The organism is Polynucleobacter brandtiae, from assembly GCF_002797575.1.
In the GTDB taxonomy this organism is placed as follows: Bacteria; Pseudomonadota; Gammaproteobacteria; order Burkholderiales; family Burkholderiaceae; genus Polynucleobacter; species Polynucleobacter brandtiae.
In genome coordinates this window covers 248,854-263,400 of the sequence record NZ_PGTX01000003.1, presented here as the reverse complement: position 1 = coordinate 263,400, position 14,547 = coordinate 248,854, and the positions used below count along the sequence as shown (strand labels likewise).

16 protein-coding genes and 1 tRNA gene are annotated in these 14,547 nt (G+C 46.4%); 8 read left to right on the top strand and 9 right to left on the bottom strand.

The window, feature by feature from the left end; genetic code table 11:
- Window positions 1-4: 4 nt before the first annotated feature.
- Window positions 5-601, top strand: a complete 597-nt coding sequence (locus B0G85_RS07355; protein WP_100379796.1) for an SCO family protein — start codon at window positions 5-7, stop codon at window positions 599-601.
- A 37-nt stretch (window positions 602-638) separates the two neighbouring features.
- On the opposite strand, the gene rpoH is transcribed toward B0G85_RS07355, so the two are convergent.
- Both rpoH and ftsY read right to left on the bottom strand, forming a co-directional pair.
- Window positions 639-1,571: an RNA polymerase sigma factor RpoH gene (gene rpoH / locus B0G85_RS07350; RefSeq protein WP_100379795.1), complete on the bottom strand. Its 933-nt coding sequence runs from the start codon at window positions 1,569-1,571 to the stop codon at window positions 639-641.
- A 93-nt stretch (window positions 1,572-1,664) separates the two neighbouring features.
- Complete coding sequence (ftsY, locus tag B0G85_RS07345) at window positions 1,665-2,555, bottom strand: signal recognition particle-docking protein FtsY (RefSeq protein WP_100379794.1); 891 nt, start codon at window positions 2,553-2,555, stop codon at window positions 1,665-1,667.
- Between the two features lie 26 nt (window positions 2,556-2,581).
- On the opposite strand from ftsY, the gene B0G85_RS07340 reads away from it, so the two are divergent.
- Genes B0G85_RS07340 through B0G85_RS07320 form a run of 5 tightly spaced genes read left to right on the top strand, consistent with a single transcriptional unit; the run spans window position 2,582 to window position 6,755 of the window.
- Window positions 2,582-3,970 (top strand): M16 family metallopeptidase, encoded by a 1,389-nt coding sequence (locus B0G85_RS07340; RefSeq protein WP_232725982.1) that lies wholly within the window; start codon window positions 2,582-2,584, stop codon window positions 3,968-3,970.
- Window positions 3,970-5,316, top strand: coding sequence for a M16 family metallopeptidase (locus tag B0G85_RS07335; RefSeq protein ID WP_100379793.1), 1,347 nt, complete (start codon window positions 3,970-3,972; stop codon window positions 5,314-5,316). The genes B0G85_RS07340 and B0G85_RS07335 overlap by 1 nt, the downstream gene beginning before the upstream one ends.
- A complete protein-coding gene (rsmD, locus tag B0G85_RS07330) occupies window positions 5,309-5,929 on the top strand; it encodes a 16S rRNA (guanine(966)-N(2))-methyltransferase RsmD (protein ID WP_100379792.1) in 621 nt (206 codons plus the stop codon). The genes B0G85_RS07335 and rsmD overlap by 8 nt, the downstream gene beginning before the upstream one ends.
- A 46-nt stretch (window positions 5,930-5,975) precedes the next feature.
- Window positions 5,976-6,470: a pantetheine-phosphate adenylyltransferase gene (gene coaD, locus B0G85_RS07325; RefSeq protein ID WP_100379791.1), complete on the top strand. Its 495-nt coding sequence runs from the start codon at window positions 5,976-5,978 to the stop codon at window positions 6,468-6,470.
- Between the two features lie 18 nt (window positions 6,471-6,488).
- Window positions 6,489-6,755, top strand: coding sequence for a YfhL family 4Fe-4S dicluster ferredoxin (locus B0G85_RS07320; protein ID WP_100379790.1), 267 nt, complete (start codon window positions 6,489-6,491; stop codon window positions 6,753-6,755).
- Between the two features lie 4 nt (window positions 6,756-6,759).
- On the opposite strand, the gene pth is transcribed toward B0G85_RS07320, so the two are convergent.
- The 6 genes from pth to B0G85_RS07290 form a co-directional block, all read right to left on the bottom strand.
- On the bottom strand, window positions 6,760-7,356 hold the full coding sequence (gene pth / locus B0G85_RS07315; protein ID WP_100379789.1) for an aminoacyl-tRNA hydrolase: 597 nt from the start codon (window positions 7,354-7,356) through the stop codon (window positions 6,760-6,762).
- Window positions 7,357-7,446: 90 nt separating this feature from the next.
- On the bottom strand, window positions 7,447-8,076 hold the full coding sequence (locus tag B0G85_RS07310; RefSeq protein WP_100379788.1) for a 50S ribosomal protein L25/general stress protein Ctc: 630 nt from the start codon (window positions 8,074-8,076) through the stop codon (window positions 7,447-7,449).
- 137 nt (window positions 8,077-8,213) lie between these two features.
- Window positions 8,214-9,182 (bottom strand): ribose-phosphate pyrophosphokinase, encoded by a 969-nt coding sequence (locus tag B0G85_RS07305; protein ID WP_100379787.1) that lies wholly within the window; start codon window positions 9,180-9,182, stop codon window positions 8,214-8,216.
- Between the two features lie 60 nt (window positions 9,183-9,242).
- A tRNA-Gln gene (locus B0G85_RS07300) sits at window positions 9,243-9,319 on the bottom strand.
- A 5-nt stretch (window positions 9,320-9,324) separates the two neighbouring features.
- Complete coding sequence (ispE, locus tag B0G85_RS07295; RefSeq protein WP_100379786.1) at window positions 9,325-10,227, bottom strand: 4-(cytidine 5'-diphospho)-2-C-methyl-D-erythritol kinase; 903 nt, start codon at window positions 10,225-10,227, stop codon at window positions 9,325-9,327.
- Entirely contained in the window at window positions 10,220-11,707 is a 1,488-nt protein-coding gene (locus B0G85_RS07290) for a lipoprotein insertase outer membrane protein LolB (RefSeq protein WP_100379785.1), read from the bottom strand. The genes ispE and B0G85_RS07290 overlap by 8 nt, the downstream gene beginning before the upstream one ends.
- A 35-nt stretch (window positions 11,708-11,742) precedes the next feature.
- Here B0G85_RS07290 and mutM point away from each other — a divergent pair, with 35 nt between their 5' ends.
- Together mutM and mutY are read left to right on the top strand one after the other, a co-directional pair.
- Window positions 11,743-12,579 carry a bifunctional DNA-formamidopyrimidine glycosylase/DNA-(apurinic or apyrimidinic site) lyase gene (gene mutM / locus B0G85_RS07285; RefSeq protein ID WP_100379784.1) on the top strand — a complete coding sequence of 279 codons (837 nt, stop codon included), beginning with the start codon at window positions 11,743-11,745 and terminating at the stop codon, window positions 12,577-12,579.
- On the top strand, window positions 12,564-13,703 hold the full coding sequence (gene mutY / locus B0G85_RS07280; protein ID WP_100379783.1) for an A/G-specific adenine glycosylase: 1,140 nt from the start codon (window positions 12,564-12,566) through the stop codon (window positions 13,701-13,703). The genes mutM and mutY overlap by 16 nt, the downstream gene beginning before the upstream one ends.
- Here the strand turns inward: mutY and rapZ are convergent.
- The gene (rapZ, locus tag B0G85_RS07275) at window positions 13,657-14,547 is read right to left on the bottom strand and encodes an RNase adapter RapZ (RefSeq protein WP_100379782.1); all 891 of its coding nucleotides are present in this window, start codon (window positions 14,545-14,547) and stop codon (window positions 13,657-13,659) included. The genes mutY and rapZ overlap by 47 nt on opposite strands.

Below are 14,547 nucleotides of genomic sequence, written 5' to 3'. Positions count from 1 at the left end.
ACCTATGACTTATTTACGCAACCTAATAGGTGCCTGCTGTATTGCAAGCTTATGTTTTGCCATCACGGCATGCAGTCCTAAGCCTGAATTTAAAAACATTGATATTACTGGCGGCACTGCATTTGGTAAGGATTTCAGTTTGCTTGATCCCGACGGCAAAGTCAGAACGCTAGCCGATTTCAGAGGGAAAGTAGTAGTGATGTTTTTTGGTTACACCCAATGCCCTGATGTTTGCCCAACAACCCTGACAGAGATGCAGCAAGTCATGACTTTATTGGGTCCCCAGTCAGATAAGGTGCAGGTGTTATTTGTTACTGTAGATCCTGAGCGAGATACGGCAGCGATCTTGAAGCAATATGTGCCTGCATTTGATGCTCGCTTCTTGGGCTTACGTCCTGCAGATCAGGAAGCCCTAGAGCAGGTGACAAAAGATTTTAAGGTGTATTACAAAAAAGTACCCGGCACCAGTCCGGGCTCATACACCATGGATCATACGGCGGGTAGTTATGCATTTGATCCAAATGGGAATCTACGTCTTTACATTAAGCATGCGCAAGGTCCCGAGACCTTGGCGCATGATTTGAAAGAGTTATTGAAGTAAGCGGTGTCAGAATTACTAAGCACGCAACTGCTTAAACTTAGGCAGCCTGTGCTTGCAACATGCCGCGCATCTTTTTGAGTGCAGCAGTTTCGATTTGACGCACACGCTCAGCAGATATGCCGTATTCCCCAGCTAGGTCATGTAAGGTTTTGGTGCCGTTTCCTTCCGCGTCCATTGCTAACCAACGAGATTGAACGATATTACGACTGCGCTCATCCAGACCCATCAGCGCTTGATCTAGTTGCGGACCATGCAAGGCATCTGTTGCCGCTGACGCTATTTTTTCTGTCGGCTCTTGCGTGTTATCTGCAAGCCACTGAATCGGCGCATAAGCTGCGTCATCATCGTTATCGTCACCCTCTAGAGCAATATCGCCACCAGCAAGGCGCATTTCCATTTCCTTTACATCGGAACCTTTTACATCCAATGCTTTTGCTAGCGCTTCTACTTCCTTCGGGGTTAGCGCACTGAGTGTGGGCTTATTGCTGCGTAAGTTAAAGAATAATTTACGCTGCGCCTTGGTGGTTGCCACTTTAACTAAACGCCAATTTTTGAGGATGTACTCATGAATTTCTGCCTTAATCCAATGGATGGCATAAGAGACTAAGCGTGCACCTTGATTTGGATCGTAGCGCTTGACCGCCTTCATGAGGCCGATATTGCCCTCTTGGATGAGGTCAGCATGGGGAATTCCATAGCCCAAATATTGACGAGCGACAGAAACTACTAAGCGTAAGTGCGACAACACGAGCGTTTTAGCCGCATCTACGTTTTCTGTATTACGAAACTCTTGTGCCAGATGAAGCTCCTCTGCTGCGCTGAGCATGGGAACGCGGTTCACGTAAGCGATATATGAGTCTAGTGTGCCAACTCCGAGAGATGGCAACATTGGAAAGGAAAGCGAAGCAGCAGTCTGCGCTGCTGGCAGTGTTTGCCTTGCTTGCGGTGTGTATGCTTTCTTTGGAACCATGTTTTTATTTGATTTGGTGGTGTTAGTAGAGTTCTATTTTAGCACTCTTACTAAGAGAGTGCTAATGGTTATATAAATATCTAAGCTATTGATTTAATTGAATAATTCAGCGGAATATTGTTCGGCTGTGAATAGCACTAAGTCATCAATACCCTCACCTTTGCCTAGGGCTAAAACGGCGGGTTTTGTACCCTCATGGAAAGTGTGGGCCAAAGCGCAAATGACGCCGCCTTTAGCCGTCCCATCCAACTTAGTCACAATTAAGGCGGTCAGTCCAAGCGCCATATGAAAAGCTTTCACCTGACTTAAGCCATTCTGGCCGGTATTGCCATCCAGTATGAGTAAAGTTTCGTGAGGCGCCCCAGGGAGCGCTTTGCCGATCACTCTTTTGACCTTCTTGAGCTCTTCCATGAGGTGATCTTGGGTGGCCAACCTGCCTGCTGTATCAATAATCAGAATATCGCTTTTTCGAGAGATGGCTGCATGAATGGAGTCATGGGCCACAGCTGCCGCATCGCCACTTTCTTGGGTAATGACATCGACGTGATTGCGACTACCCCATTCAATCAATTGGTTGCGGGCTGCTGCTCTGAACGTATCGCCAGCAGCCAAAAGCACTGACTTGCCTTGAGTCTGAAATAGGCGGCACATTTTGCCGATGGTAGTAGTCTTGCCGGCACCATTGACGCCAACAACAAGCCATACTTCTGGAGTGGTCTTTGCCCTATCGGCATATAAAGGGTTTAATGGGTGCTCGAGGGGTTTTAGAAGGCTTGATACCTCTTGAACCAGCAATGCTTTAAGTACTTCTGGACTAGCTGCTTTTTCTGATTTAGCCGCCTTACGCAACTTGCTGATGAGTTGGTCCGTGGTTGGTAGGCCTACATCGCTGAGAATAAGGGATTCTTCTAGGTTATCAAACCAAGCTTCATCCAAGCGATTGGATGCAAAAAGGGATCCGAGGGTTTTACGTAGGCCGAACATAGTCGATACAATTTAATTTTTGGGATATGGTGATCTTACAGATGCGCTCCACTTTACTGCGAATTTCTTTCTGTTGGTTGATATCTAGTCAATGTGCCTGGGCAGCACCAGGCGGCACTTTGCCAGATACCCATGAATATCAGCTCTCCAATGGCTTAAAGCTGATCGTACGAGAGGACCATCGCGCTCCTACAGTCGCTCATATGGTGTGGTATCGCGCAGGCTCTATGGATGAGATCAATGGTCGAACAGGTGTGGCCCACGTACTTGAGCACATGATGTTCAAAGGTACGGATAAAGTGAAGTCAGGGGAATTTTCTCGCTTGGTCGCTGCTGTGGGTGGCCGAGAAAATGCCTTTACCTCACGAGATTACACCGCCTATTTTCAACAGGTAGAAAAGTCAAAATTAGATGATGTGATGAAGCTTGAGGCTGATCGCATGAGTCATCTCAATTTTGATGATGCCGAATTTTTGAAAGAAATTCAGGTGGTAATGGAGGAACGTCGCTTACGCACCGAAGACAACCCCAGCAGCCTTCTTTATGAATCTCTCATGGCCACAGCTTATATGAGCTCACCATATCGTCATCCAGTAATAGGTTGGATGAACGACCTAGAGAATATGAAGGCAGCTGATGCGCGAGATTGGTATCGCAGTTGGTATACCCCTAATAATGCAACTGTTGTAATCACCGGTGATGTTGATCCACTCGCTGTATTAAAGTCGGTTGAAAAGTTTTACGGTGTAGCAACACCTAAAGAGCTGCCAGTGCGCAAGCCTCAGGTGGAGCCGATTCAAAAAGGGGTCAAGCAAGTGCAAGTAAAAGCACCTGCAGATAGTGCTCAATTAGCAATGGCTTGGAAGGTGCCTAAATTACACCCCGGAACCCTGGATGATGTAGAGCCTTATGCATTGGAATTACTGACGGCAGTGCTAGACGGCTATGACAATGCACGCCTGAATCGTACCCTGGTTAAGCAAGAGCGGGTTGTCGATAATATCGGAGTTGGGTACGACATGATTTCGAGAGGCCCTGAGTTATTTTTAATTCAGGCGAGTCTAGCTAAAGGGAAAACAGTATCTCAAGCAGAGATGAGTATTCGTAAAGCATTAAGAGAGCTTGCAGACAAAGGAATATTAGATTCAGAGCTACAGCGCATCAAAGTAAGAATTCTGTCAGAGCAGATTTATAAGCGTGATTCTATTTTTGGCCAGGCGATGGAAATTGGCACTACAGAAATAGCGGGTTTTTCTTGGCGCGATATTGATCGCATGTTAGATAAGATGCAGACCATCACGCCCGCTCAAGTTCAGGCAGTGGCCAAAAAATACTTAGTAGATGAGGGCCTTACTATTGCGGTACTAGATCCGCAGGTTCGCCAATCAGTCCAGACTAAGCAAGGGGCACAGTAATGCTAATAAAACATCGAATCAAGCCCGCTTTTATTGGCGCCATACTAATGCTCAGTATGTTGTCATCAGCTTATGCTATTTTGCCGATCGAAAAACTGGATACCTACAAAGGTGCGCAAGCTTACCTCGTACAAACTAAAGCGCTGCCTATGGTAGACATCGAGATCAGTATTGATGCAGGCGATCGATATGACCCCGTTGCCAAGAGTGGTTTAGCCAGCATGGCTGGTCAGCTCATGAACTATGGTGCTCGGTCTGAGAATGGAGTTTTATCAGAAGCGCAAATCGCAGATGAGATTGCTGATTTAGGTGCCAATCTGGGCATCTCTGTAAGTGGTGAACGTGCGATCCTGCGCATTCGTAGTTTGAGTAGAAAGGATCTACGTGATCGGGCAGTGAAGTTGGCGTCAGCTATGTTAAGTAATCCGACTTATGACCCGAAGATATTGGCGCGCGAAAAGCAAAGAATGAGCGCTGCTATTTTGGAATCAGAGACTAAGCCAGAGTCCGTATTAGAGCGCCGGTTTAGAAAAGTACTTTATGGAAGTTATCCGCTTGCTGAGTCCCCGTCGGTCAAAACAATTGCCAATATCAGCACTGACAATTTGCAGCAGTTTCACAAACAGTTCTATCGAGGCGATCGTATGATCGTCAGTATTGTGGGTGATGTGACTAAAGCTGATGCCCAAGAAATAGTTCGCAGTTTGTTGCAGCAGATTCCACAGTCTGGTGTCACTATTGCTAGGCTACCTGCGTTTGAGCGTTCACCAGTAGAGCCTTTAAGTCAACGCGAAACCCAGATTCCCTTCGATTCCCAGCAAGCCCATATTGCCATGGGAATGACCGCAGTTACGAGAAATGACCCAGATTACTTTCCTTTATTGGTGGGCAGCTATGTCTTAGGCGGTGGTGGTTTTGTATCTCGTTTGATGGCAGAGGTTCGTGAAAATCGTGGTCTTGCCTATAGTGTCTCGAGCTACTTTGCGCCTGGTAAGGATGTGGGTATTTTTAGGGCTGGACTACAAACCAAAAATGATCAATCTAGCTTAGCCTTCGAGGTGATGAGTTCGACCATTGCACAATTTATTGCAGATGGCCCTACAGTAGTTGAACTTACCGCTGCAAAGGATAATTTAATTAATGGCTATCCTTTAAGAATTGATAATAACCGCAAGCTCTTAGATAACGTCTCATCTATTGCTTGGAATAATTTACCTCTCGATACGATGGAGACTTGGACTGGGCAAGTGCAGGCAGTGACTTTAGAGCAAGTTAAGACTGCATTTCAGAAGCACTTAGCAATGGACAGAATGAAGATCGTCATCTTAGGAGCTCGTAATAAATAAATCGGTCAAGCCAAAAAATCGCACAGAGGCACCTCAAAAGATACGTATTATTGGGGGTATCTGGCGCAGTCGATTAATCAATGTGTTGGATTTACCTGGCCTACGTCCCACTACAGATCGTGTTCGTGAAACCTTATTCAACTGGCTAGGGCAAGATTTAGTGGGCTTACGTTGCCTCGACTTATTCGCTGGTACTGGTGCCCTGGGTTTTGAAGCGGCATCACGACACGCTGATAAGGTGGTCCTATTAGAAAAAGATAAGAAAGCAGTAGCCAATCTCTCAAAAAACTTCGCCTTACTTCAGTCTTCTCCAGCTCCAGGAGAGGTATACATTACTCAGGCAGATAGTTTGGAATTTCTAAAGTATCAAATAGATGGTTCTAGTAATTTGATTTTTATTGACCCTCCTTTTCAGGAGGGAGCATTACTGGATCAGGCCCTATTTGAGGCTGCTCGCATCTGTGATGACACTGCTGGTGGTGGAATTTATGTAGAATTTCCAGCTAGTCGTAGTCGTGAGGAGTTAGAGGCGCTGGTGCCAGAATGGCACTGCAAGAAGTACTTAGAGGCTGGCCAGGTGAAGGCTTGTTTATTTCGGTCTAAAGCGATCTAAAAAAGACTAAACTCAAGCCTGTAGCTCACAAAGCCTGAGGAATGTAATGACAATTGCTGTATACCCTGGAACATTTGATCCCTTTACCCGTGGTCATGAGGATTTGGTCCGTCGTGCCTCTAGTATTTTTGGCGAACTGATTGTCGGTGTCGCTGATAGTCGTAGCAAGCATCCTTTCTTTAGTTTGGAAGAGCGTATTGCCATTGCTAAAGAAGTGCTGGGTCATTATTCCAATGTGAAGATTGTTGGTTTTACAGGTCTGCTTAAAGATTTAGTACGCGAGCATCAAGCTCGTGTGATTGTCAGGGGTTTGCGGGCAGTATCTGACTTTGAGTATGAATTTCAAATGGCCGGTATGAATCGCTATCTCTTGCCTGATGTCGAAACCTTATTTCTTACTCCTTCGGACCAGTACCAATTTATTTCGGGAACTTTTGTACGTGAGATTGCCTCTATGGGCGGAGACGTCAGCAAGTTTGTTTTTCCATCCGTAGAAAATTGGTTGGTAGAGAAAATTGCATCTAGTAAGCAAGCCAAATAATAAATCGGTATATAAAAAATGGCATTAATGATCACGGCCGAATGCATTAACTGTGATGTATGTGAGCCTGAATGCCCTAACGACGCCATCTATATGGGGTTAGAAATTTACGAGATCGATCCTCATAAATGCACTGAATGTGTTGGTCACTTCGACGCACCCCAATGCCAGCAGGTATGCCCGGTAGATTGCATTCCTCTAAATCCGGAGCTTGCAGAAACGCAATCGCAACTAATGGTGAAGTATCAGCTACTCACAGCAGCTAAAAAGCAAATGACTCAGTAACGCTTTAATTGACTTTGGAGTGCAGTTCTAACATGGCGGCTTGTGGATCACCCTTCATTAGCAGCGACAGAATCTGTAAACCATCTTCGATACTGGCGGCGATCTGCTTTTGCTCCGCTTGTAATGGCCTTCTTAGTACGTAGTCGGCTACCTCCATAGGGCGAGCACCTTCAGCAGCGAGATCACGTGGATGACCGATACCCAGACGAAGCCGCCAGTAGTCGGGAGTGCCCAGATGAGCTTGAATATCTTTTAAGCCGTTATGTCCACCTGTGCCACCACCCAGTTTCAGGCGTGCAGTACCAGGCTTAATATCTAGCTCATCTTGAATAACTAAAATATCTTTGGGCGCAATTTTATGAAAGCGGCAGAGTGCTCCAACTGCTTGACCGCTCAGGTTCATATAGGTACTAGGCTTAAGTAAGTAGAGATCTTCACCTTCCCAGCGGGCTTTCGCTACTTTTCCATGAAAGCGTTTTTCTGTTTCAAAGCGAACCTGCAGTTGTTTTGCAAGGGCGTCAACAAACCAAAAGCCAGCATTATGCCGATCTTCCATATGTTCTTCGCCAGGATTACCAAGGCCAATAATTAATTTAGTCATGATGTGAGCTCAAGAATAAAAGCATTTTCACAAAAAAGAAAACCCGCTATCAAGCGGGCCTTCTCTGTCGCGAAGATGAGGCTTAAATGATTAAGCTTTATCTTTTGGAGCCGCTGCCGCTGCAGTAGCCGGAGCTGCTTCAGTGTCAGCAGATTTCACAGTTGGAATACGTGCGTTAGCTAACACAGGGTTTTCTTGCTCAACATGCAATACCAGGGAAACGCCTTTTGGTAGTGCGATGTCTTTTGCATGAATACCGCGACCCACTTCAATGCCGCTCAAGTCAACTTCAATGAATCCTGGCAGGTCTGCTGGTAAGCAAGACACTTCCAATTCAGTAGCAATATGACTAACTACTGCACCTTGCAGTTTGACTGCAGGAGCAGCTTCAGCATTGATGTAATGCAACGGAACGCGCATATGCACTTTTTCAGTTGCAGATACACGCTGAAAGTCAATGTGCAAAACCAAAGGCTTAAAAGGATGCATCTGATAATCGCGCAACAATACTTTTTCAGTTTTGCCGTCGACATCAAGATCGAGAATGGAAGAGTGGAAGGCTTCCTTGCGGAGAGCATGAAACAGTGCGTTGTGATCTAACTCAATTACGGATACAGCGTCTTTACCGCCATAAATGATTCCCGGAGTTTTACCGGCGATGCGCAGACGGCGGCTCGCACCCGTTCCCTGTACGCTTCTTTTAAAGGCTACTACGTTCATATTCGATTCCTAAAATTAAGGTTAATTTCCGTTCGCGACCAAACAGAAAAGCCTTTAATTATATCGTGGGAATAGAGATTTACACCTCTGAGAGGCTAAAAATGATTAAAAACAGGCTTTGAAGGGCTTTTTTTGACTTATTCGGCAAACATGGACATCACTGAATCGCCCTTACAAATGCGAGAAAGGGTTTCAGCAAGGATAGGAGCGACGCTTAATTGGCGAATCTTTGCCACTTTTAGTGCCTCTGGTGTTAATGGAATCGTGTCGGTGACTACGAGTTCATCTAGATCGGAGGCGGCGATACGCGCTACGGCACCGCCTGAAAGGACGGCGTGGGTGCAATATGCGGTAACGCCTTTGGCACCACGCTCCTTGAGCGCTTCTGCGGCCTTACAGAGCGTGCCGCCGGTATCAATGATGTCATCCATGATTACGCAATGGCGACCTTCAACTTCACCAATTAAATGCATTACTTCGGATACATTTGCCTTAGGACGGCGTTTATCAATAATGGCTAAATCAGTACCTAATTGTTTTGCCATGGCGCGAGCACGAACAACGCCGCCAATGTCTGGGGAAACAATAATGAGATCTTTTTGGGTCTTCTGAGCCTGCAAGTCAGCAAGTAGGACCGGGGATGAGTAAATATTGTCGACCGGAATATCAAAAAATCCTTGAATTTGGTCAGCGTGAAGGTCCATCGTCAGAACGCGCTCAACGCCAGCAACAGATTGCAGCATATTCGCAACGATTCTGGCGGAGATGGCGACGCGCGCTGAGCGGGGACGACGATCCTGCCTGGCATAGCCAAAGTAAGGGATTACTGCAGTGATGCGACCTGCCGAGGCGCGTTTGAGGGCATCAATCATGATCATGAGCTCCATCAAGCTATCGTTAGTAGGGGCGCAAGTCGATTGCATCACCACCACATTTTTACCGCGGACGTTTTCTTGTATTTCCACCTGAATTTCGCCATCAGAGAAGCGACCTACAAACGCTTTACCCATCGAGAGATTGAGCTCTTTAGCAACCGCATGGGCCAACACCGGGTTTGCATTACCGGTAAATAGGGTCAATAGATCAACATTCATTGTGGCGGACATAGGCGTTTTGGGTATGAGGTGGGGTTTGAATGGATGTATTTTGGTGTTATCTACAGTATTTGGCAGGGGAAGAAGGATTCGAACCTTCGCATGCTGGAATCAAAATCCAGTGCCTTAACCAGCTTGGCGATTCCCCTACAGCTCATTCTGAAGAAATCAAATTGTAAGCGGGATTTTTATTTAAGCCCCTAACAATTCGACCTATCCATCCTTTTGGAAGATTTTGCAGAAGATTTTCTAGTTTGGCGCTGTCAGTCTTAGGGTCTAAGGCTGAAAACACGCTACTTCCAGAGCCGGACATGCAAGGCGCCGCATTCGGCACTACCTCGGCAATCCAATCTAATGCTTGCTTCACTTCAGGACATTTTTGCACCGCTGCCGCCTGACAATCATTCGATCGAAATGCGCTTGGTGATGCAAGAAAGTCATCAATTGTAATCGGAGCGTGGTCTCGGGTCAATTCAGGGCTCTGAAAAATTTGAGCAGTCGCAATGCCCTTATTGGGGAAAATGACCACAAAGTCTTGAGTTTCCAGGGGTATTGCCCGTATTTGCTCTCCAATTCCTTCTACGAAAGCATTTTGACCATAAACAAAGAAGGGAACATCGGCACCGAGTTTTAGTCCAAGTTGACTGAGGGTTGGGATATCTAATTTAAGGTTCCAGAGTTGATTAAGGCCAGTCAAGGTACACGCCGCATCCGAGGATCCACCCCCAAGGCCAGCACCTATTGGGATTGTTTTGGTCAGGTCGATTTCAACCCCTTGATCTATTTGGCAAAAATCTTTTAATAGGTGGGCCGCACGAACCACTAGATCATGTTCTGGGGGGACCCCAGGGATCGGGTTAATGCGACGAATCTTATTTTCTGGAATTCGTCTAAGTGTGAGAATGTCGCACCAATCAATCAGTTGAAAAACAGATTGCAGTGAATGGTAGCCATCAGAACGTTGCCCCACGATATGCAGAAAGAGATTAAGTTTCGCAGGGCAGCGAAGTTGCAAGCTATCTTTGCAAAGAGTGTTTATAGATTTTTCTTCAGTCATTCGAGGCATCAAAAATCAGGCGAATATCAATCGACCCAACATTGGAGCTACGCATCATCGTTAGTTTTTCTAGACGCTGAGAATTTCCCCAGACGTAGTTAAGAACCCAACCGTCTTGAGTAATTTTATCAACTTGACCTTGCATATTTCGTTCAACACTAGCGTTAGTGCCTGGACGAATATTTCCTCTAAGCCAGTCAGACAATCCACGCGCTGGCAAAGGTAGCCCTAAGGTATTCTGAATCAGAGTATCTGCATCAATCGCAGTTACTATTTGGCCATCACGCTCTAAGATAGCCTCACCTGGCTTAATTATTATTTTTGCAATCGATCCACCCATAGGGTTTCGAATTTCAAGTACATCAATGAGCGCATCTTGAGTTAGTGAAAATCCACCCGAGCCACCTTGATTGTTTCCTTCAGTAAGCCCGGTAACCTTCACCGAGAAACGCCCATCCCATGTGCCTTTGAGGGCGGTATACGCTACAGACCAATCCGGCTTTAAGCGTTTTACCGTTTCTTTAAGTGTGGGATTGTTAGCATCGAGTAGTTGGCCTTTGCGCCAAATAGCCTCCGCTTCGGTGGGTCGATTCATTACCCACAGGACTTCGCCAATATGGGCGGCAATGTCTGCCTCAGGTTTGATATTAAATGCCTGCTCAAGTTGTTCTAACGCCAGCGCATTTTTACCCATGCGAAAGTTCACCCAACCTAGACTGTCTAAAATAAAACCATCTTTGGGTGATAGCTGATGCGCTTTACTAATGAGCTTTAATGCCTCGGGCAGCTTTTGATTGCGATCAGCCATAGCGTACCCAAGCGCATTCAAGCTATTGACATTATTAGGGTCGATACGCAAGATTTCTCGTAATGTTTTTTCCATGACGTCAATCTGGCCAGCCTTTTCGGCAGACATAGCGTAGGTGTACATGAGCCCCAAATCTTTTGGGAGGGGTTTTTGAGAAGAAGCAATCTCATAGAAAGCCCGCAATGCTTCGGACTCATCTTTTGCTTTCGCTAGCAATGCTTGGATTTGCTGGAGGGTGATTTCTCGTTGAGCAGGGGTTTGCTGACGCAACAGGTCTATAGCAGGCTGTACCGCATCCGACCAACGCTGATTCAAAATTAGAAGCGTGATCAACACTTCTTTTGGCTTGGTCTGCTTAGGGCCAGCAAGACTATCCCAGGCTTGAGCCGCCTGAAGGGCTAGATCGGGAGCGCCTGCGTTAATGGCGATTTCCATGGCCCTTTGTGCGAGGCGGGGATCATCTAGCTGGCGTGCGAGCTCCAAGTAGGTTTTGTAGGCAAGACCTGCTTCTCCGCGCTGCAGGGCAATTTCAGAGGCTAAAACCTCAAATATCGCCTCACCGCTTTCGATACTATTGGTTTTGGCAAGGGCCTGGCCGGTAAATAAGCAGATTCCTAGACTGGCAGCGAGCAATAAGTCTCGAAAGTGCGATTTAATAAAAAATGGAATCATAAGCATATTCTAATCCGCGAATCTACAATGCATTCATGCCGGAGCTCCCCGAAGTCGAAGTTACCCGTTTGGGTATCAAACCCCATTTAGATGGGCGAACCATCAGCGCAGTCAATGTCATTGATGGTCGCTTACGTTGGCCAGTCCCTGCGCAGCTAGAAAAATGGTTGCCGGGTCAGAAAGTCTGGGGAATTGAGCGTCGCGGAAAGTACTTATTGATTGAAATGGATGCGGGTCATTTGCTCATTCATTTGGGCATGACTGGAACCCTGCGCGTATTGCCTAGTGGCGATGCCCTCAAGCTGCATGACCGCGTTACATTTGAGTTTGGTGAGTTGAGCTTGCGTTTGCATGATCCACGTAAATTTGGCGCTGTTTTGTGGCACCCTAAATCAGCAGGACCTGTTGAGAAAAATACCCTATTACAAAAATTAGGAGTTGAGCCATTATCCCCAGAGTTTGCAGAAGAGTTGGGTACAGAGATTTTGTATCGACAGTCTCGTAAGCGGAGTGTTGCGGTGAAGCAATTTTTATTGGCTGGCCAAGCAGTAGTTGGTGTAGGCAATATTTATTGCTCGGAAAGTTTATTTGAAGCTGGAATTCATCCGGCTAAGGCGGCCGGTAAGTTAACCCGTCCTCAGTGCTCCCGTTTGGCTGCCGCAGTGCGGTCTATTTTGAAAAAAGCGATTGCTGCTGGCGGCAGTTCACTAAAAGATTTTGTGAATAGTGCCGGTGATCCAGGCCATTTCATGATGCAAACGAAAGTTTATGATCGCAAAGATCAGGCATGTAAAGTTTGCAAGACCCCGATTAGACAAATTGTGCAAGGTCAGCGCTCCACATATTTTTGCGTTAAATGTCAAAAACGCTGATTAGCAGTTTCCCCCAAAAACTCATTGCTTGGCATCAAGTGGATGGGCGCGAAGGATTGCCCTGGCAAGGTGTCAAAGATCCATATGCTGTTTGGGTTTCTGAAATCATGTTACAACAAACGCAAGTGGCTACTGTCTTAGAGCGTTATCCACGCTTCATGAAACGCTTTCCGACGGTAAAAAAATTGGCTGCGGCACCAGTCGATGATGTCTTGGCTGAATGGGCTGGATTAGGTTACTACTCGCGCGCCAGAAACTTGCACGCATGTTCTATTGAAGTGATGGAGCGCTTTTTAGGGAAATTTCCAGGTGATCCTTTGTTGCTCGAGCAGTTAAAAGGGATTGGACGTTCAACAGCAGGCGCAATTGCCGCTTTTGCTTTTCAAGAGCGAGCACCCATTTTGGATGCTAATGTCAAGCGCATCTTGGCTCGCCTTTTTGGGGTTGAGGGCGCACTTCAGGAGAAGGCAGTTAATGATCTACTGTGGAGCCTGGCTGAGCAACTCCTCCCAAAGCATCGCGATGACATGCCGGTATATACCCAGGCACTCATGGACTTCGGTGCAACTTGGTGCACTTCTCGAAAGCCCGTATGTATCAGCGGGACTCGGAAATGCCCATTCGAAAAACAGTGTCAAGCAAATTTAAGTGATCAAGTTTTACAGTTGCCTCGCAAAACTCCCAAAGCAAAGTCTCCAGAGTTTGATTGCGACATGATGGTATTGCAAAGAGGCAACGCTGTCTTATTGCAAAAGCGTCCTACTAAAGCAATCTGGGGCGGCCTCTGGTCTCTGCCCGAATCTCCTTGGAGGACAGGGGGTTTGAATGAGGTTGCCTCACTTCAAATGACAAGTAAAGCCCTGCTTGCACTGACGTTACCGGAAGAAAATCACTTGACTATCGGTCGACACTGCAAGACCCTTATTCAAGGTGAGCGAATTAAGCATGTCTTTACGCATAGACGTTTATGGATGCAAATCTGGCATGTATCGGTCAACCAAGCGCTAGAATTTTCTAGTGAAAATCTAAGGTGGGTTTCTTTGGACCAGCTCGGTAAATACGGCTTGCCACAGCCTATTAAATTGCTACTGCAGGGATTGAGTCTAGCTCACGGTGACGACTAAGAAAATTAATCTGCAATGCCCCTAAATATTTTTTTGCATAGAAGTGATCGGCAATACGAGCGACCAGATAGACAGAGCGATGCTGTCCACCGGTACAGCCAATGGCAATAGTCAGATAACTGCGTCCATCTGCAATATAGTGAGGCAGCCATTTCTCAATAAACTGAGTAATGTCTTTTTCCATGCTGATGACTTCCGGAATTTGCTCTAAAAATTCTTTTACAGGCTGATCTTTTCCGGTTAGCGGACGCAATACTTTGTCATAGTGGGGGTTAGGCAGGCAGCGCACATCAAAGACCAGATCTGCTTCACTGGGCACTCCTTTTTTAAATCCAAAAGATTCAAACACGACTGTTAATCCAAGAGGCTTGTCTTTCAGTAAATCCTGTATCCAAGATCGCAATGCATGTGCTGGTAGATTGCTCGTATCGATGCTGTGTGCTTGTGTTCGCAGTGGTTCTAGAAGGTTACGTTCTTTATCAATAGCTTCAATCAGTGTGGCCGCTTGCGTTTGCTTGGTTTTTCCAGAGAGCGGGTGACGTCGACGTGTTTCTGAGAAGCGCTGTACGAGGGTGTTGGTGTCCGCATTTAAAAAGACAATTCTTACCTGGTGATGGGTACGCAAGTTTTCTAGTATTTTGGGGAGCTCTGTCAAAGATTGACCGCGCCGAGCATCTATCGCTACGGCTACACGCTCACTCATCTCTTTTTCCAGCGTAGTGATGAGACTTTCCAGTAATGTTACTGGAAGGTTATCAACGCAATCGTAGCCAGCGTCTTCAAACGCCCTGAGTGCAACTGATTTACCTGAGCCAGAGATGCCGGTAATCAGATTAATTTGCAT